Origin of the sequence: Streptomyces sp. 11x1 (genome assembly GCF_032598905.1) — a bacterium.
In the GTDB taxonomy this organism is placed as follows: Bacteria; Actinomycetota; Actinomycetes; order Streptomycetales; family Streptomycetaceae; genus Streptomyces.
The window spans coordinates 9104549-9122128 of the sequence record NZ_CP122458.1 but is presented as its reverse complement, the minus strand read 5'-3'; the positions used below and the strand labels follow the sequence as shown (position 1 = coordinate 9122128).

At 70.2% G+C, this 17580-nt stretch carries 16 protein-coding genes and 2 pseudogenes; 7 read left to right on the top strand and 11 right to left on the bottom strand.

The window, feature by feature from the left end; genetic code table 11:
* Positions 1-4 precede the first annotated feature (4 nt).
* The 8 genes and pseudogenes from P8T65_RS40135 to P8T65_RS40100 all read right to left on the bottom strand — a co-directional run bounded on the left by P8T65_RS40135 (position 5) and on the right by P8T65_RS40100 (position 5839).
* The gene (locus tag P8T65_RS40135; protein ID WP_316730306.1) at positions 5-928 is read right to left on the bottom strand and encodes a carbamate kinase; all 924 of its coding nucleotides are present in this window, start codon (positions 926-928) and stop codon (positions 5-7) included.
* A gap of 3 nt (positions 929-931) precedes the next feature.
* Entirely contained in the window at positions 932-1231 is a 300-nt protein-coding gene (locus P8T65_RS40130) for a hypothetical protein (RefSeq protein ID WP_316731873.1), read from the bottom strand.
* A gap of 87 nt (positions 1232-1318) precedes the next feature.
* Positions 1319-1828: pseudogene (locus P8T65_RS40125) on the bottom strand (hypothetical protein); the annotation flags it as partial.
* A 30-nt stretch (positions 1829-1858) separates the two neighbouring features.
* Positions 1859-3361 carry an amino acid permease gene (locus tag P8T65_RS40120; protein ID WP_316730305.1) on the bottom strand — a complete coding sequence of 501 codons (1503 nt, stop codon included), beginning with the start codon at positions 3359-3361 and terminating at the stop codon, positions 1859-1861.
* A 163-nt stretch (positions 3362-3524) separates the two neighbouring features.
* The gene (locus P8T65_RS40115; RefSeq protein ID WP_316730304.1) at positions 3525-3869 is read right to left on the bottom strand and encodes a universal stress protein; all 345 of its coding nucleotides are present in this window, start codon (positions 3867-3869) and stop codon (positions 3525-3527) included.
* A 1-nt stretch (position 3870) separates the two neighbouring features.
* Positions 3871-4113 (bottom strand): universal stress protein, encoded by a 243-nt coding sequence (locus P8T65_RS40110; RefSeq protein ID WP_316730303.1) that lies wholly within the window; start codon positions 4111-4113, stop codon positions 3871-3873.
* Positions 4114-4117: 4 nt separating this feature from the next.
* On the bottom strand, positions 4118-4582 hold the full coding sequence (locus P8T65_RS40105) for a hemerythrin domain-containing protein (RefSeq protein ID WP_316730302.1): 465 nt from the start codon (positions 4580-4582) through the stop codon (positions 4118-4120).
* An 18-nt stretch (positions 4583-4600) separates the two neighbouring features.
* Entirely contained in the window at positions 4601-5839 is a 1239-nt protein-coding gene (locus P8T65_RS40100; RefSeq protein ID WP_316730301.1) for an MFS transporter, read from the bottom strand.
* A 298-nt stretch (positions 5840-6137) separates the two neighbouring features.
* On the opposite strand from P8T65_RS40100, the gene P8T65_RS40095 reads away from it, so the two are divergent.
* Positions 6138-6563 carry a pyridoxamine 5'-phosphate oxidase family protein gene (locus P8T65_RS40095; RefSeq protein ID WP_316730299.1) on the top strand — a complete coding sequence of 142 codons (426 nt, stop codon included), beginning with the start codon at positions 6138-6140 and terminating at the stop codon, positions 6561-6563.
* A 159-nt stretch (positions 6564-6722) separates the two neighbouring features.
* Here P8T65_RS40095 and P8T65_RS40090 read toward each other — a convergent pair whose 3' ends face one another.
* Complete coding sequence (locus P8T65_RS40090; protein WP_316730297.1) at positions 6723-7775, bottom strand: Acg family FMN-binding oxidoreductase; 1053 nt, start codon at positions 7773-7775, stop codon at positions 6723-6725.
* 147 nt (positions 7776-7922) lie between these two features.
* Positions 7923-8108: a hypothetical protein gene (locus tag P8T65_RS40085; RefSeq protein ID WP_316731974.1), complete on the bottom strand. Its 186-nt coding sequence runs from the start codon at positions 8106-8108 to the stop codon at positions 7923-7925.
* Here P8T65_RS40085 and P8T65_RS40080 point away from each other — a divergent pair.
* The 6 genes and pseudogenes from P8T65_RS40080 to P8T65_RS40055 form a co-directional block, all read left to right on the top strand.
* A pseudogene (locus P8T65_RS40080) lies at positions 8017-8575 on the top strand (transposase); the annotation flags it as partial. The gene P8T65_RS40085 and the pseudogene P8T65_RS40080 overlap by 92 nt on opposite strands.
* Positions 8576-8668: 93 nt before the next feature.
* The gene (locus P8T65_RS40075) at positions 8669-12373 is read left to right on the top strand and encodes a nitrate reductase subunit alpha (RefSeq protein ID WP_316730296.1); all 3705 of its coding nucleotides are present in this window, start codon (positions 8669-8671) and stop codon (positions 12371-12373) included.
* A 1-nt stretch (position 12374) separates the two neighbouring features.
* Entirely contained in the window at positions 12375-13901 is a 1527-nt protein-coding gene (gene narH / locus P8T65_RS40070; RefSeq protein ID WP_316730294.1) for a nitrate reductase subunit beta, read from the top strand.
* Positions 13898-14731: a nitrate reductase molybdenum cofactor assembly chaperone gene (gene narJ, locus P8T65_RS40065; protein WP_316730293.1), complete on the top strand. Its 834-nt coding sequence runs from the start codon at positions 13898-13900 to the stop codon at positions 14729-14731. The genes narH and narJ overlap by 4 nt, the downstream gene beginning before the upstream one ends.
* Positions 14728-15477 (top strand): respiratory nitrate reductase subunit gamma, encoded by a 750-nt coding sequence (gene narI / locus P8T65_RS40060; protein ID WP_316730292.1) that lies wholly within the window; start codon positions 14728-14730, stop codon positions 15475-15477. The genes narJ and narI overlap by 4 nt, the downstream gene beginning before the upstream one ends.
* Before the next feature lie 44 nt (positions 15478-15521).
* Positions 15522-16079 carry a vitamin K epoxide reductase family protein gene (locus tag P8T65_RS40055; protein WP_316730291.1) on the top strand — a complete coding sequence of 186 codons (558 nt, stop codon included), beginning with the start codon at positions 15522-15524 and terminating at the stop codon, positions 16077-16079.
* Between the two features lie 434 nt (positions 16080-16513).
* On the opposite strand, the gene P8T65_RS40050 is transcribed toward P8T65_RS40055, so the two are convergent.
* Positions 16514-17527: a 2-hydroxyacid dehydrogenase gene (locus tag P8T65_RS40050; protein ID WP_316730289.1), complete on the bottom strand. Its 1014-nt coding sequence runs from the start codon at positions 17525-17527 to the stop codon at positions 16514-16516.
* Positions 17528-17580: the final 53 nt, after the last annotated feature.

Below are 17580 nucleotides of genomic sequence, written 5' to 3'. Positions count from 1 at the left end.
GACGTCAGCCGACGGTCAGATCGGGGCGGACGAGCGTGCCCGACCTGCCATGGACGATCTCGTACGCCGCATCGAGTGCACCGATCGCGGCCAGGCCACCCGTGCGTTCGACGAACCGGGCCGCGGCCTCCGCCTTGGGACCCATCGAACCGTCGGGAAACCTGCCACGGCGCAGGTCGTCGGGGGTGGCGTCGAGGAGGGGCTGCTGGTCCGGAGTGCCGTAGTCGGCGTAGACGTTCGGAACGTCGGTGAGGATGAGCAGGAAGTCCGCCTTGAGGTCCTCGGCGAGCAGGGCCGCGGTGAGGTCCTTGTCGATCACCGCGTCGGCTCCGTGCAGTGCGCCGGTGTCGAAGTCGGCGGTGACGGGGATGCCTCCGCCGCCGGCGCAGACGACCAGCGCTCCGCAAGCGAGCAGGTCATGGATGGTCTCGGTCTCCACGATCTCCTGGGGTGACGGGGAGGCGACGACCCGGCGCCAGCCGGTGGTGTCCTGGGCGATGTGCCAGCCGTGCTTCCGCGCGAGTGACCGGGCGATGTCCCGGGGGTACACCTGCCCGACGAACTTGGTGGGTCGCGCGAAGGCCGGATCGTCGGCCTGCACCCGAGTGTGGGTCACCAGTGCGGCGATCTTGCGACCGGGCAGGGCGCTGTACATGCTGCGGGCCAGCAGCGAGCCGATCATGCCCTCGGTCTGGGCACCGAGCAGGTCCAGCGGATAGGGGGCACTCAGCGCGGGATCAGACGCGCTCTCCATGGCGAGGAGGCCGATCTGCGGGCCGTTGCCGTGGGTGAGGACGACCTCGTGTTCGTGCGCGAGCGCGGCGACCGCCGTGGCGACCCGGTCGATGTTCGCCTGTTGCACGGACGCGTCGGGGTGTTCGCCCCGGTGCAGCAGGGCGTTGCCGCCGAGGGCGATGACGATGCGCATGGTTCAGTCCTCCAGAGTGGCGACGAGCACGGCCTTGATGGTGTGCAGCCGGTTCTCCGCCTGGTCGAAGACGATGGAGGCGGATGAGGAGTAGACCTCGTCGGCGACTTCCAGTGCGTCCGGGCCGTAGTTGTGGGGTACTTCCTCGCCGAGCCGGGTGTGGTGGTCATGGAGACCCAGACATCGGTGTGGAGGAAGTCGGCGCCGCGTACGCCCGTTTCGACGTCCTCGGTGAGGGTGATCCGGGCCCCGCTCCGCTCGGCGAGCGAGCGGCAGGCAGTGACCAGTCCGGGTTCCGGCCACAGCCCGGCGGGCGCGGCGATGCGTACGTCCATGCCGAGCAGAGCGCTCATGGCCAGCAGGGAATTGCCCATGACTGTGAGTCGGGTGCGCGGTGTCGGGCAGACCGTTGTAGACGGGGACACCGGAGTGGGTGGCGAGCGCCGTGACCGTCGACTGGGCTGAGCCGCGGTACTTGATGGCATCAAACAGGCGGACGAGCACGCGGGCCGTGTCGGCGACGGACTCCTTGGCTCCCACGTGAGTGTCGCCCGGCCCTAGGCAGGTGGTCGCGGCGCCCTGGTCCGCGGCGGCGACCTCGAAGGCGCAGCGGGTGCGGGTGGAGGTCTTCTCGAAAATCAGCGCGCGGTGTCTGCCGGTCAGGCGTGGTCGCTCCGTGCCGCCGCGCCGGGCGGCCTTGAGGTCGGCGGCGAGGTCGAGGAGGTGGTGGATCTCAGCGGCGGTGAAGTCGAGTTCGCTCAGGCAGGAGCGGCCTCGCAGGTCATCGAAGAGCAGGGCGTCGACGTTGCGCGGGGTCAGCCGGGACAGTTCGAGACCGGGGCGGTGGAGGATCGCTTGGCGGAGTCGGCCGACCTCGGAGTCGACGTGGAAGGTGTTCATGGCGAGCTTCCTCAGGCCGTACGGACGTGGTCAGTCGTGGTGCCGTGGCGTGTACTTCCGGGAGCCGCCAGTGCGATACCTCCGCCTCCCCCGAGAGCTCCCCTTGGCCGTCATGGGGGTCTCGGGCGCCCGTGCCTGAGGGACCGTGGCCCCGGGCTGCGCGTGCACCGTCTCGCCGTACTCACCGCGGTCGCGCTTCAGCCAGACGTAGACCGGCAGGCCGAGCAGCAGCACGAACAGCCCGTAGTAGACGGTCTGGTAGCCGCTGCCCTGGATCGACCAGTACGAGAAGGCCATCGCGAGCGCGGCGACGGTGACGTCCCGGGCCAGCTGCCCCGGCTTCAGGCTGTCCCTGCCACGTACCAGCAGCCAGTACAGCTGGGCGGCGGTGGAGAACAGGTACGGGATCACGGCGGTGAACACGCTCAGCAGGACGATCCTGGTGAAGACGTCCTCGAAGCGCGTGTAGCTGAACACGGTGATCAGCGAGGCGAGCAGGGTCGAGGCGACGATGCCGAAGACCGGGACGCCGCTGTCTCCGCGCAGCTTGGCGAAGGTCCCGGGGAAGAGTCCGTCGCGGGCTGCGGCGTAGGGCATCTCCGCGCACAGCATGGTCCAGCCGTTGAGGGCACCGATACCGGAGACGATGGCGGCGACGGCGACCGCGTCGCCCGCCCAGGTGCCGCCGAAGATGTTGTTCGCGGCGTCGGTGAACGGCGCGGTGGAGGCGCCGAGTTCGCCGTGCGAGACGGTACCGAAGACGGCAAGGGTGCCCAGGATGTAGATGACGGCGCAGACGAGCGTGCCGTACACGGTGGCCCGTGGCACGTTCCGCCCCGGCTCGCGCACGCGGCCGGCGACCACGGAAGCGGCCTCCAGCCCGAGATAGCTGAACAGGGCGATGGCCGCGGCGGCGGAGATCGCACCCGGCGCCGGCCGGCCACTGGCGTTGAAGGCGCCGAAGTTGTCCGGGTCGATGAACAGCAGCCCGATCGTGGCCATGAACACCAGCGGGACGAACTTCAGCACGGTGGTGGTCACTTGGAACGCGCCGGTGTTTCGCACACCGGTGAGGTTGATCGCAGCGGGGACCCACAGGCCGATCAGGGCGATGAGCACCGAGATCCCGGTCCTGTGCCCGGTGTTGACGAACACCTCGACATAGCCGACCCAGGCCACCACGATCGCGGCGTTCCCCGCCCAGGCGGTGATCCAGTACGACCAGGCATTGAGGAACCCGGCGAACTCCCCGAAGGCCTCACGGGCGTAGACGTACGGCCCGCCGCTCGCCGGGACCCGCTTCGACAGTGCCCCGAACGTCACGGCCAGCGCGAGCGCGCCGAGCGTGACGGCGACGAACGCCACGAGCGAGATGGGCCCGTACGGGGCGAGGGCCGACGGCAGGGCGAAGACCCCGGTTCCGATGATGCTGCCGATCACGAGCGCGGAGGCCGCGGGAAGGCCAAGTGCCGCCTTCGGGGCGGCTGGTGCGCCGTCGTCGGCGGCTTTGGATCCTTTGGGGGGCGCGGACATGACTGTGCTGCTCCTTGGATTGATCACAGAGAGGGAGTCGATCCACGATTGATCCTTCTGCTCCACGGCGACCGGGGTGAGTGGCCACAAGTCCCCCTGTTGGCCCGTTGGTCCCGAGTGCCGGCGGCTCTACCCGCCCCCGACGTTGCCTCGATGCGTGGATTCAGTCGTGCGGGACGACGGCCACGGGGCAGCCGACGTGGTGCAGCACCGCGTGCGTGACGCGACCGATATGACTGCCCGGACGGCCGTCCCGCGTCCGGCGGCCCACGACGGCGAGGGAGGCCCCGGTCGACGCGCGCACGAGTTCGGCGGTGACCCGGCCTTCGGCCACGGTCTCGACGACAGGGACACCGGACACGGGCTCGGGTCGGCTGTCCTCGGTGAGTTCGGACGACGCGCTGATGACGTGGATCACGTGCAGCCTGGCGTCGCGGCGGCGGGCGGACCCGAAGGCGAACTCGATCAGTTCGTCGCAGGGGCGGCGGGTGTCCAGTCCGAGGACCACGTCACGGTAGGGCGTTCGGGGGGCTCCTCGGGTGAGACGCCGCCCACGGCCGGCAGGTGTTCACCGCCGGCGCCTGGCTCGCGCGGACGAGCACCACGGGACGCGGAGACCGGGCGACGACCCGCTGGGAGACCGAGTCGAGCACGAACCCGGCGAAGCCGCCGAGGCCATGGGAGCCGAGCACCATCAGGTCCGCGGCCGCGGCCGCTTCGGCCAGCGCGGAGTCCGTGGAGTCGGCCTTCACCGGTTCACCGTCGATCCGCAGCCCGGGGTGCGCGGCGCGGACGCTGCCGACCTCGCCGTCCAGGGTCTGCGTGGCCCACCCGACCTGGGTGGTAGACCCCATCCTGCTCCTTGAGGATGTGCTCGCGCAGCAGGCCGAGTGTCTTGACGAGGCGCTCCGGCCAGGTGGGGTCGGCCAGGAATGGTCCGTCCGCTTCTGCCAGCACGGCCTCGATGCGGCGGTGCTCGGCCTCCAGCGCGGCGATCTTCTCGGGGAACTCGGCGGCCATCGCGGGGAACAAGCCGCCCTCCTCCACCTGGGTGTGCGGACCGAGCACGGCGGCGATCTCCCGGGCCAGTTCCGCCATACGCGTGACCCTGCCGTCGCGGTGGGCGTCGCGCACGTGGCTGATGAGATGGACAGCCGTGTCATGCTCACGGGTCAACTCGTCGTTCGCCGTGAGGGACTGGCATCCGCAGTACTCGCACATGTCAGGCTCCGTTCCCGGTCAGTGCGAGTGGACGGCGGGCGACCGGCGGGTGAGCGCGTGCCGAACGCCCGTGCCCGTGAAGGCCAGCGCCAGCGCCGCGACCACGCCCAGCAGGATCAGCCCGATCGCGTAACTGCCGTAGACGCCGTACAGCGAGCCCATCACCAGGGGCGGTACGAAACCGCCCAGGCCGCCCGCGGCACCGACGATGCCGGTGACCGAGCCGACCTTGTTCGCCGGGGCCACCAGCGCCACCAGGGCGAAGACGGCACCGCTGCCCGCGCCGAGCGCGGCGGCCATCAACAGGAACGCGATCGTACCGACCGGTACGAGGGACGGAGTCAGCGACTGTGCGAAGGCGCCCACGAGCACAACGGCCAGCGATCCGCCCAGCACCCGGACAGGGCCCAGCCGGTCGGACAGCCAGCCGCCCATCGGGCGCATCGCCACCGCCAACAGCACGAAGCCGGCCATGCGGTTCGCCGCGTCCACCTGCGTCAGGCCGTAGCCGGTCTTGAGGTAGGTGGGCAGGTAGACGGAGAAGGCGACGTAACCGCCGAAGGCCACCGCGTACAGCGCGGACGCCTGCCAGGTGACACCCAGTGTGCAGGTCGCGGCCAGTCGGCGGACCAACGGTTCGGTCGGCACCGTTCGTCCCGGCGCGTCCCGCAGCAGCAGCGCCGCCACCACCGCGTACGCCGCGAGCACGGCGGCGGTGATCAGGAACGGGTTCGCCGTGCCGTACGCGTCCACCAGCGGCACCGTGGTCAGCGCGCTGACCACGGTGCCGCCCATCCCCATGCCGAAGATCCCGATCGCCAGTCCGCGCCGCTCGGACGGGAACCACGCGTTGACGAAGGGCACCCCGACGGCGAACGCGGTGCCGCCGACACCGAGGAAGAACCCACCCACCAGCAGGGCGGTCAGCGAGGAGTGCCCGGCGAGACCGAGGTAGAGAACCGGGATGATCGTGGTGGCGGAGACCAGCGGGAACATCACCCGCCCGCCGAACCGGTCCGTCAGTGCCCCGACCGGGATCCGGCCCAGGGAACCGACCACCACCGGCACCGCCACCAGCAGCGACTGCTCGAACGCGGACAGCTCCAAAGAGTCCTTGAAGCGCGGGCCAAGCGGGCTGAGCAGCGCCCACGCCCAGAAATTGACGGCGAAGCCGACCGTGGCCAGCGCCAGCATCAGCCACGCCCGGCCGGACACCGTTGCCGACCCCTCGTCGTTCTTCCTCGGTGCTTGCAGCATGCTGCCGCTCCTCCTGCTCACAGATCTGGTCCGGCCGGCTCCTCCGGCCCGGACCAGGCCGCGTATCCGCGACGTACCGCGTGGGCCCTCAGCCAGAGTCGGTGAGCATGCGCCGCCGCACGGTGGGCCGAAAGTCCCTCGCCGCCCGCCTGGCGGGTCCCGCCTGGTGGGCCGGGTCGGCCTGCGAAAGGACCTATGGGCCCCGTGTCTTCACACCTGGGCACCGGGACAGTGGATGTACGGCCATGCATCGGGCACTGATGGCCGGCAGTCCGCAGGGAGTGGAGGAGCCACCCACATGCACGAGAGCGACGGCTTCCGCAGGCTCGACCGGCAGGAGTGTCTGCGTCTGCTGGTCAGGGCACCCGTGGGCCGCCTCGTCTACACCCGCCAGGCACTGCCCGCGGTCCTCCCGGTGAACTTCAGCCTCGACAGTGACTCCTCTGTGGTTTTGCGCACCTCGGCGGGCTCCGACCTGGTACATGCCGTCGACGGCGTGGTCGTCGCCTTCGAGGCCGACGACTTTGCCCCCGCCCACCACTCCGGGTGGAGTGTGATCGTCACCGGCCGGGCCACCGTCGTCACCGACTCCGCCGAGCGGCAACGGCTGTCCCGCACCGGTCCCCGCTCTTGGACACCCATCGCAGATCCCGTCTTCGTGCGGATCGAGTCCGAACTCGTGACCGGGCGGGAACTCGTGGGCACCGGGGCACGGACCGCGTGAGCGCCTCGGCCTGAGCCTCCAGCCTTGTCCGGGTGGGGGTCCCGGGCTCGCACAGCAGGTCGCGCTGGAGTTCGAGGGCCATCTTGCGCTCAAGGTGTACCCGCACCGCACGGATATCGCGCCTGGCTTCTCGGGGGGACCTTCGGAACCTACATCGGATCACCAGCTCCCTGGTGTCCGCGCCGGGGCCCCAGGGCCGGATCGGGCATCCTCGGTTGTCGCCGTCTCCCGTTCCCTGGCACTGCGGCCGTTCGGACGTGCTGCCGCACGCGGGGTCCGCTCGCCCTCGGGTCCGTAGCCGAAGCGGATCAGCAGCTGCGGATGGCACCGTTTGGCCGCAGGGTCGCGCGTCGCCTCGCGCAGGTCCCGCCACTCCATCGCCTGGTGCAGCATCGAGGTGCGCACGCCGTGAGCGGTGGCCACCAGCAGTGTGCGCTCCAGCGCCTGGCCCGCCCGCAGCCAGTCCTCCTGCCTGTCGCATACGGTCCACAGCAGGGCCACCTGGGCGTGCCGCTCGAAGCGCACGGACGGCCGTTGCCTCGACCACGCCCGACCGGTGAAGTCCCGCATCGGCATCCGCCCGGCCGCGTCCAATGGGCGGGGCGCGGTGACCGGGATCCCATACGGGCTGGAGCCCGGCAGAGTGATCCAGGCGCGGCTCTCCGCCGTGCGAGCCTCGTCGGTGGAGTTGCGCATTTCGGCTGCGGAGGTCACTTGCAGCAGCCGACGGGTGCCGAGGATGTCGGGGACGTACATATGCGCGCCCTCGGCCCGTGCGGCGGCGACCATCTCGGTGACGATCGGCTCGGGCACCGTGCGCCCGGTGAAGGGCATCCGGCTGGTGTGGCGGCGCTCGACGGCCTCGTACAGCCCGCGGTAGTCGGGTGGGGCGTCCGCGGTGGCCATCAGGTGCAGGGCGGCCAGGAGATCGGGGTCGTGCGGGTCCGGCAGCAGGTGCACCCAGGGATTCCAGCCCAGATGGGCTGCGGCGACCCGCAGGTTGAAGACGGCAGCGCCCGTGGACAGGTGCCGGGCGCGCTCGTCGGGATCGGCCAGCGGCAGGACGCGCCTTCGGTCGGCGCGGACCTCGATGGACCGGGTGGCCGGGTTCAGACAGAAGCGCCAGGGCTGGGTGTTGTGGATCGACGGGGCGGCCACCGCTGCCGCCAGCAGCGTTTCCAGCGCGGTGGCGTCGATCTCCCGGGTCTGCATGGGGAGCTCCTCACTCGTCCGCGGTACCGCCGGCGTGGGGCGGTTCCCCATCTGCCCTCTACCTTCCGCCTACAGCCGATCTTGCGGCGAGGGCCGCCCGGCCCCTGTCGCGGACCGGGCGGCCCGGGCCCTTGGTGGTCAAGGGCTTCATAGGGCTTGCGTGGCGGGCAGGGCGGTGGCCGGCAGGACGACGCCGAGTGCGCCGACGAGGGAGACCACCACCAGGGTGCGTGCCAGGTCGGAGCTCCAGCGGGTGCCGCCGGACGGCTTGCGGGCGGCGGACCGCCTCGACTTCTCCCGCGCCACCATCGACGCCTCGCGCGTGCAGGCCAAGCGGGGGCGAAGCAGCCCAGAAGTCGGTCCGAGCCCGGTTGACCTCGCCCGGCCGGGCTCCAAGCATCACGTGCTGACCGACGCCCGCGGCACTGCGCTGCGGGTGTCGCCGACCGGCGGTCACCGCCACGATGTCAGCCAACTGCTGCCGCTGATCGACAGCCTGGGCCGGTGCGGGGCAAGCGGGGCCGGCGCCGGCGCAAACCCGCACGATATACGCCGACCGCGACTACGACATCTACCGCCGCCGACTGCGCGAGCGCGGCATCACACCGAAGACCGCCCGACACGGCCGGCCACACGGCTCGGGCCTGGGCGAAGTCCGCTGGGTCGCCGAGTCAGCCATCGCCTGGCTCCACGGCCCCCGCTGCCCACGAACCCGCTGGGAAGCACGCGACGACATGCACGACGCCTTCCTCCAACTCGCCCACTGCACGACCCTCGCCCGCAAGCACCCGGCTTCCTGAAAGCACCCCTAAGAAGGTCGGGCCGGAAGGACACACGGAGAGGGACCTTCGGCCCCGGGCTCGGCACGCCGCGGAAGCCTAGCGTTCCGGGCCATGGAGAACGATCAGAACGCACGACCGGGACAGTCGCGCGTCGCCCGGGGCTGGCCGCTTGACGCGCGGCGACTGCTGACGCGCCGCGAGGTGTCCGCTGACGGACGTGCCGTGATCGGTGAGGCCGACGGCAAGTGGGAGGGCTTCTACCGGGACCGGTGGGCGCACGACAAGGTGGTGCGCTCGACGCACGGGGTGAACTGCACCGGTTCGTGTTCGTGGATGGTGTACGTCAAGGACGGCATCATCACCTGGGAGCACCAGGCCACCGACTACCCGTCGATCGGCGCGGACTGCCCCGAGTACGAGCCGCGCGGCTGCCCGCGCGGGGCGTCGTTCTCCTGGTACACGTACTCGCCCAGCCGGGTCCGCTACCCGTATGTGCGGGGTGCGTTGCTGAAGCTGTGGCGCGAGGCCCGCAAGCGGCTGGGTGACCCGGTGTCCGCGTGGGCCGAGATCACGTCCGACCCGGCGAAGGCGCGGGCGTACAAGCGGGCCCGCGGCAAGGGCGGCCTGGTGCGCGCCGACTGGGACGAGGTGAGCGAGCTGATCGCCGCCGCACAGGTGCACACGGTCAAGTCGTACGGCCCGGACCGGGTGGCGGGCTTCTCGCCGATCCCGGCGATGTCGATGGCCTCTTTCGCGGCCGGCGCCCGGTTCCACTCGCTGATCGGCGGCACCCTGCTGTCGTTCTACGACTGGTACGCCGACCTGCCCATCGCCTCGCCGCAGGTCTTCGGCGACCAGACCGACGTACCGGAGGCGGCCGACTGGTGGAACGCGGGCTATCTGATCATGTGGGGCTCCAACATCCCCGTCACCCGCACGCCCGACGCGCACTTCCTGACCGAGACCCGCTACAACGGCACCAAGGTCGTCGCGGTCAGCCCCGACTACGCCGACAACGTCAAGCATGCCGACGAGTGGCTCTCCCCCCACCCGGGAACGGATGGCGCGCTCGCCATGGCCATGGGGCATGTGATCCTGCGCGAGTTCCTCGTCGACCGTGAAGTGCCGTACTTCCAGGACTACCTGCGGACGTTCACCGACGCGCCGTTCCTGGTGGCACTGCGCGAAGGAGCCCACGGTCTCGTCCCGGACGGGTTCCTGACCGCGGCCGACCTCGGCCGGGACGAGGAAACCGAAGAGAACGCGGCGTTCAAGACCGTCCTGCTGGACCGCGCCACCGGCGAACCGGTGGTCCCCGGCGGCTCGCTCGGCTTCCGCTGGGGGGAGGCCGGACGAGGCCGTTGGAATCTGGACCTTGGCGATGTCGAGCCCGAGCTGAGCCTGCTGCAGCGGGCTGAGGACACGGTGGAACTCACCCTTCCGCGATTCGACGAGGGGGCGACCGAAGGCGGCTCGTTCATGGTGCGCGGGGTGCCCGTGCGACGCATCGGCGGGCGCCTGGTGACCACTGTCTTCGACCTGATGCTGGCCCAGTACGGCATTCACCGTCCCGGCCTTCCGGGCAGCTGGCCGGAGTCGTACGAAGACGCGTCGGAGCCGTACACCCCGGCCTGGCAGGAGACGGTCACCTCCGTGCCGGCCGAGCAGGCGGCACGGATCGCCCGGGAGTTCGCCCGCAACGCCGAGCGCACCAACGGTCGTTCCATGATCGCCCTCGGCGCCGGAACGAACCACTGGTTCCACTCCGACACCATCTACCGCGCCTTCCTGGCCCTGACCACCATGACCGGCTGCCAGGGCGTGAACGGCGGCGGCTGGGCGCACTACGTCGGCCAGGAGAAGGTCCGTCCGGTCACCGGGCAACAGCACCTGTCGTTCGCCTTCGACTGGCAGCGGCCCACCCGGCACATGGCGGGCACCTCGTACTGGTACCTGAACTCCGACCAGTGGCGCTACGAGGCGTTCGGACCCGAGGAGCTGGCGTCCCCGCTCGGGGAGGGGCGCTTCGCGGGGAAGGGGTTCGCCGACTGTCTGGCGCAGGCCGTGCGGCTGGGCTGGACGCCCGGCCACCCCGGATTCAACCGCAACCCCCTCGACCTGACCGACGAGGCGGCCGCCGCGGGCAGGCCGGTCGCCGAGCACATCGTCGACGAGCTCAAGTCGGGCCGACTGCGGTTCGCCGCCGAGGACCCCGACGACCCGGCCAACTTCCCCCGTGTACTGACCGTATGGCGAGCCAACCTGCTCGGCTCCTCCGGCAAGGGCAACGAGTACTTCCTGCGCCACCTGCTCGGCACCGACGCGACCGTCCGTTCCGAGGAGACCCCGCCCGAACGCCGGCCCAAGGACGTCGTATGGCGGGACGAGGCCCCCGAGGGCAAGCTCGACCTACTGGTCTGCATGGACTTCCGGATGACCTCGACCGGCCTGCTCGCCGACATCGTCCTGCCGGCGGCGACCTGGTACGAGAAGGACGACCTGTCGTCGACCGACATGCACCCTTTCGTGCACGCCTTCACCCCTGCCATCGCCCCGCCCTGGCAGGCCCGCACCGACTACGACACCTTCCTGACCATCGCCGACCGCTTCAGCGAACTGGCCGCCGAGCACCTCGGCACCCGCACCGACGTTCTCGCCGTGCCGCTGCTGCACGACACCCCCGACGAACTCGCCCAGCCGGGCGGGGTCGTACGGGACTGGAAGGCCGGCGAGTGCGAGCCGGTCCCCGGGCGGACCATGCCCAAGCTGGTCGTCATCGAACGCGACTACGCCGCGACCGCGCAGAAGATGCGCGCCGTCGGCCCCCTGCTGGACACCCTTGGCACCACCACCAAAGGCATCACCGTCCACCCCGACCAGGAAATCGACGACCTGCGCCGCCGCAACGGGACCGTGCGGGACGGCGTCGCCGCCGGACGGCCTTCGCTCGCCACCGCGAGCAACATGTGTGAGGCGATCCTCGCCCTGTCCGGCACCACCAACGGACGCCTGGCCACCGAGGGCTTCCGCGCGATGGAGCGACAGACCGGCAGCGAGGGCCTGGTCGAGCTCGCCTCCGAGCGCGAGGCCGAGCGGATCACCTTCGCCGACACCCGCACCCAGCCACGGTCCGTGATGACCTCCTACGAGTGGTCGGGCAGCGAGACGGGCGGCCGTCGCTACTCCCCCTTCGTCATCAACACCGAGCACAAGAAGCCCTGGCACACCCTCACCGGACGCCAGCACTTCTTCGTCCAGCACGACTGGATCGCCGAACTCGGCGAGCAACTCCCGGTCTACCGGCCGCCGTTGAATACGCCGCGGCACTACGGCAACGAGGAACTCGGCGGCGACCGTGCCGAAGTGACGGTCCGCTATCTGACCCCGCACTCGAAGTGGTCCATCCACTCCAACTACCAGGACAACAAGTACATGCTCGACCTGTCCCGGGGCGGACCCACGATCTGGATGTCCACCGCCGACGCCGAGAAGATCGGTGTCAAGGACAACGAGTGGATCGAGGCGTACAACCGCAACGGCGTCGTCGCCGCCCGCGCCGTGGTCACCCACCGCATGCCCGAGGGCACCGTGTACATGTACCACGCCCAGGACCGCAACGTGAACGTCCCGAAGACCGAGGTCAGCGGCAGGCGCGGCGGCATCCACAACTCCCTGACCAGGCTGCTGCTCAAGCCCACCCATCTCGCGGGCGGCTACGCCCAGTTCACCTACGCCTTCAACTACTACGGCCCGACCGGCAACCAGCGCGACGAGGTCACCGTCATCCGCCGGCACTCGCAGGATGTGGAGTACTGACATGCGCGTCATGGCACAGATCGCGATGGTCATGAACCTCGACAAGTGCATCGGCTGCCACACCTGCTCGGTCACCTGCAAGCAGACGTGGACCAACCGCACCGGAGTCGAGTACGCCTGGTTCAACAACGTCGAGACCAAGCCCGGCGTCGGCTACCCCCGCCGCTACGAGGACCAGGAGCAGTGGAAGGGCGGCTGGCTGCTCGACAAGCGCGGACGGCTCGTCCTGCGCTCCGGAGGCCGGGTCAAGCGGCTGCTGTCGCTGTTCTCCAACCCCGACCTGCCGTCCCTCGAGGACTACTACGAGCCCGTCACCTACGACTACGACAACCTCGTCAGCGCCCCTGCCGGCAAGGACATCCCCGTCGCCCGCCCACGCTCGGTCCTCACCGGCAAGCCCACCGCCATCACCTGGGGCGCCAACTGGGAGGACGGCCTCGGCGGCGCGCCCGAACACGCCGGCGGCGACCCCAACCTCAGCGGGGAATGGGCCGAGAAGGTCAAGTTCGAGTTCGAGCAGACCTTCCTCTTCCACCTCCCCCGGCTGTGCGAGCACTGCCTCAACCCGGCCTGCGTCTCCGCCTGCCCGTCCGGCGCGATGTACAAGCGGGTCGAGGACGGCATCGTCCTCGTCGACCAGGACAAGTGCCGTGGCTGGCGCATGTGCGTGACGGCATGCCCGTACAAGAAGGTGTACGTCAACCACACCACCGGCAAAGCCGAGAAGTGCACCTTCTGCTTCCCGCGCATCGAGGCCGGCCAGCCCACCGTCTGCTCCGAGACCTGCGTCGGCCGCCTGCGCTACCTCGGCCTGCTGCTCTACGACGCCGACCGCGTGGGCGAGGCCGCCGCCGCCCCTGAAGAGCACCACCTGCTGGACGCGCAGCGCGGTGTCTTCCTCGACCCGAACGACCCCGAAGTCCGTGCGGCCGCACGGGAGTCGGGTATCCCCGAGGACTGGCTGGACGCCGCCCGCCGCTCACCCGTGTACGACCTCGTCATGCGCTACAAGGTGGCGCTGCCGCTGCACCCCGAGTACCGGACGATGCCGATGGTCTGGTACGTACCTCCGCTCTCCCCCGTCCTCGACGCCGTCGACGCGGCGGGCGGCAACCAGGACGACCCCGACCATGTCTTCGCCGCCGTCACGCGCCTGCGCATCCCGCTGGAGTACCTGGCGGAACTGTTCACCGCCGGAGACACCGATGTGGTCGCTGGAGTGCTGATGAAACTCACCGCGCTCCGCTCGTACATGCGCGAACGCACCCTCGGCGAGCCGGGCGACGAGACCACCCTGAAAGCCGTGGGCCTCACCGCCCGCGAGGCGGAGGACCTGCACCGGCTGCTCGCCGTCGCCAAGTACGCCGACCGGTACGTCGTCCCCGCCGCACACAAGGAGGACGCCGCCGCGCTCACCGCGATGGAGAACCGCTGCCCGGTCGAGACGTCCGGCGACCCCGAGACACACAAGATCATGCTCGGCATCCCCACCCTGCGCCGCAACACCACTGCCGGAGGTCGTCCATGAGCCCGCTGCCCTCCACGAGCGCTGAACGCCTGGGGCGATCCCCGTCGATCCCCGCGCTCGTCCGTACCAGCGTCAGCACCCGCCTCCGCACCCGCGTCCGCGCGGCCGTACGCCGCCCGGCCCGGCTCACGCCCGAGGAGAGCGAGGGCCGAGCTCTGGTGATGCGGCTCGGGTCGCTGCTCCTGCAGTACCCGGACTCCGAACTGACCGCGTCGCGGGGCGAGTTGACCACCATGCTGGAGGCCCTCCCTGCCACGCCCGCAGCAAAGTACCTGACCCGGTTCACCGACTGGTTCGCCGAACAGGAACCGGAGGCTCTGGAGCGGCACTACGTCGAGATGTTCGACCTGCGCCGCAAGAGCAGCCTCTACCTCACCTACTACCTGCACGGCGACACCCGCCGCCGCGGCATGGCCCTGCTCACCCTGAACCAGCGCTACCGGGCCGCGGGCTGGGACATCGACGGGGGTGAACTGCCCGATCACCTCCCGGTCGTCCTCGAGTTCGCCGCCCTCGCCGGACCCGGCCGGGGCGAAGCGCCTTTGCGGCAGCACCGGCGCGGGATCGAGCTGATCCACCGCGCCCTGACCGACGCGGACTCCCCCTACCGGCACGTCATCGCCGCGCTGATCGCGCTTCTGCCACCGCCGACCGAAGCCGACTTGCGGGCCGTGGCCGAACTGGCCGCCGAGGGCCCGCCCGCAGAGGACGTCGGCCTCGGCCCTTACGGAGCACGCGAGTTCGCGCCGCCCGGTGCGTTCCTCCCGCCGGAGCAGGCCCCGCCCACGCTTGTCCCACCCGCCGCGCACCTTCATGAGGACCGCCGATGAACGCCTCCACAGCCGATCTGCTCCTGTGGGTCGCCGTTCCCTACATCTTCCTTGCCGTGTTCGCCGTGGGGCACGTCTGGCGCTACCGGCAGGACCAGTTCGGCTGGACCTCCCGCACCACCCAGCTCCTCGAACACCGCTGGCTGCGCTGGGGCAGCCCCTTGTTCCACCTGGGCGCCTTCATGGTGATCGCCGGGCATGTCGTGGGGCTCGCCATTCCCGACGCGTGGACGGAGGCCGCCGGCATCAGCGAGCACGCGTACCACACCACGGCCGTCTGGGCGGGCTCGGTCGCGGGCGTCGCCATGGTCACAGGGCTCGGCATGCTGTGCGCCCGTCGGCTGCTGACCCGCCAGATCCGCCTCGGCACCGACCGCAGCGACAAGCTCCTCTTCCCGCTGCTGTCCGCCACCGTCGTGCTGGGCATCACCGCCACCTTCGCCCACAACGTCTTCGGCGCCGGCTACGACTACCGCTCGACCGTCTCCGTCTGGTTCCGCGGCCTGTTCGTCCTCCAGCCGAGGCCCGAAGCCATCGCCGGAGCCCCGCTGCTGTTCCAGGCCCATGCCCTGACCGCCTTCCTGCTCTTCGCGGCCTGGCCGTTCACCCGGCTGGTGCACGTGTGGAGCGCGCCCATCGGCTACCTCGCCCGCCCGTACCTGGTCTACCGCCGACGAGCGACCACCCCTGCACCGGAGACGCCCAGCGCCCGGGCGACCCGGCGGCGTACCCGACGCGCCGCATGAGAGCGCCGCGCACAGCGGCGCCGGCACGGCGCATCGGCTGGCTCATGACTCTGACCGGTGTCGTCGGCTGGCTCGCCGCCTTCCGTCTCACGGTCGATAGCTGGCGCCTGCTCAAGGACCCGGACTACCAGCCGTTTTGCGACGTAAGCCCGGTGATCGGCTGCGGCAGCGCGATGGCCGGCTGGCAGGGCAACCTCTTCGGCTTCCCCAACATGCTGCTCGGTCTCGGCGCGTTCGCCGCGGTCACCGCCCTGGGCGTGACCGTACTCAGCGGGGCGCGACTACACCGGGCGCTGTGGCTCACCCTCAACGCCGGGGCGTTCGTGGGGGTGGTCTTCGCGCACTGGCTGATCTGGCAGTCGCTGTACGAGATCAACCGACTCTGCCCGTACTGCGCCGTCGTCTGGGGCGTCACCATCGCCCTGTTCTGGTACGTGACGCTGCGCAACCTCAAGCACGACGTCATTCCCGTACCCCGCAGCGGCCGCGGCACCCTGAACCTGGTGCTGGAGAGCCACTGGATGTTCCTCGTCGCCTGGTACGGCGTGATCGCGCTGCTCGTCCTCACCCGCTTCTGGACCTACTGGAGTGGCCTGCTGTGAGGGCCGATCCGATGCGCGTTCCGGGAATCGCAGCCCCGTACAACGCCGAACCATGGAATTCAGGCTCACCTAAGTAAGCCGAACGTGCAGCAGGGAGTGCGGCACTCCCATGGCGACCGCCCACCCCCTCCCTCAGGATGTGTCCGTCCCCGGTGACGGGCTGGACACGTGCCGTATGCCCGGTCATTGGCTGCTGGGCCCGCCTGGGCAAGCGCCTCCTGCGTCCGGGTGGCGTGGAGTCGACCCGTTGGATGCGCGCTGGGCGTTGTGCAGGGAAGGGGCGGCCGTGGCTTCAACGACCAGAGTGGTCACCGTTCTGGCGTCCAGCTGTGGCATGGCCGAGCGACCTCCTCACCTGACGAGTGGCTGTATCGGGGCCGTTGCTTCCAGTGTTCCGACGAAGAGCCTGACCCGTCTCGCCGAAGTACGCGTGCTCAGACCCCCGGCGGACTGACGAGAGTGTTGTCACCGGTCCGACCGGCGAGGTAGTCCTCGACGTTACCCACGGTCGTCTCGGCGATCTGGCCCACCGCGTCGCGGGTGAAATACGCCTGGTGGGAGGTGATCAGCACGTTGTTGAACGTCATCAGCCGGGCGAGGCGTTCGTCGGTCATCACCTCCAGGGACTTGTCGAGGAAGAACACCCCGGCCTCCTCCTCGTACACGTCCAGACCGACACCGCTGAGTCGCCCCGTGCGCAGCGTCGCCAGCAACGCATCGGTGTCGACCAGGCCGCCGCGGCTGGAGTTGACCAGGATCGCGTCGTCCTTCATCAGTGCCAGCGCCGCGGCGTCCAGCAGGTGATGGGTCTCGGGCAGGAGCGGCACATGCAGGCTGACCAGGTCGGACTCGGCGAACAGCTGCTCACGCGGGACGTACTCCATACCGAGGTCAAGGCAGTCGGGGTTCTCGGTGATGTCCCAGCCGAGCAGCCGCATCCCGAAGCCATGGGCGATGCGGGCGAACGCGGCGCCGATCTTGCCGGTGCCGACCACTCCGGCCGTGCGGCCGCGGAAGTCGCGGCCCATCAGACCGTCGAGGCGGAAGTCGAACTCGCGGGTGCGGTGAGCGGCCCGTACGATCCTGCGGTTGACCGCGAGCGCCAGCGCCCACGCGAACTCGGCGACCGAATAGGGCGAGTAGTACGACACCCGGGCCACCGTCAGCCCGAGTTTCTCGGCAGCGGACAGGTCGATGTTGTTGTAGCCGGTGGACCGCTGGGCGATCATCCGGGTTCCGCCTTCCGCCACAGCCCTCAGGACCTGCGCGTCCAGGGTGTCGTTGACACCGCTGAGCACGACCTCGTGGCCCGCCGCGGTAGGAGCGGTGTCCCGGTCCAGGAACATCCCGAGACAACGCAGTTCATGACGGTCTGCGAAGACCCGGTCGAACGCTTGCCGCAGCAGGGCCTCCTCGTCCGCGAGGACGCCGTACGCGACGATCTCCATGGGGGCTCCTCCCGAGGGGAAAGGCGATCGTCACTCCAGCCTAGGGGCCGTGG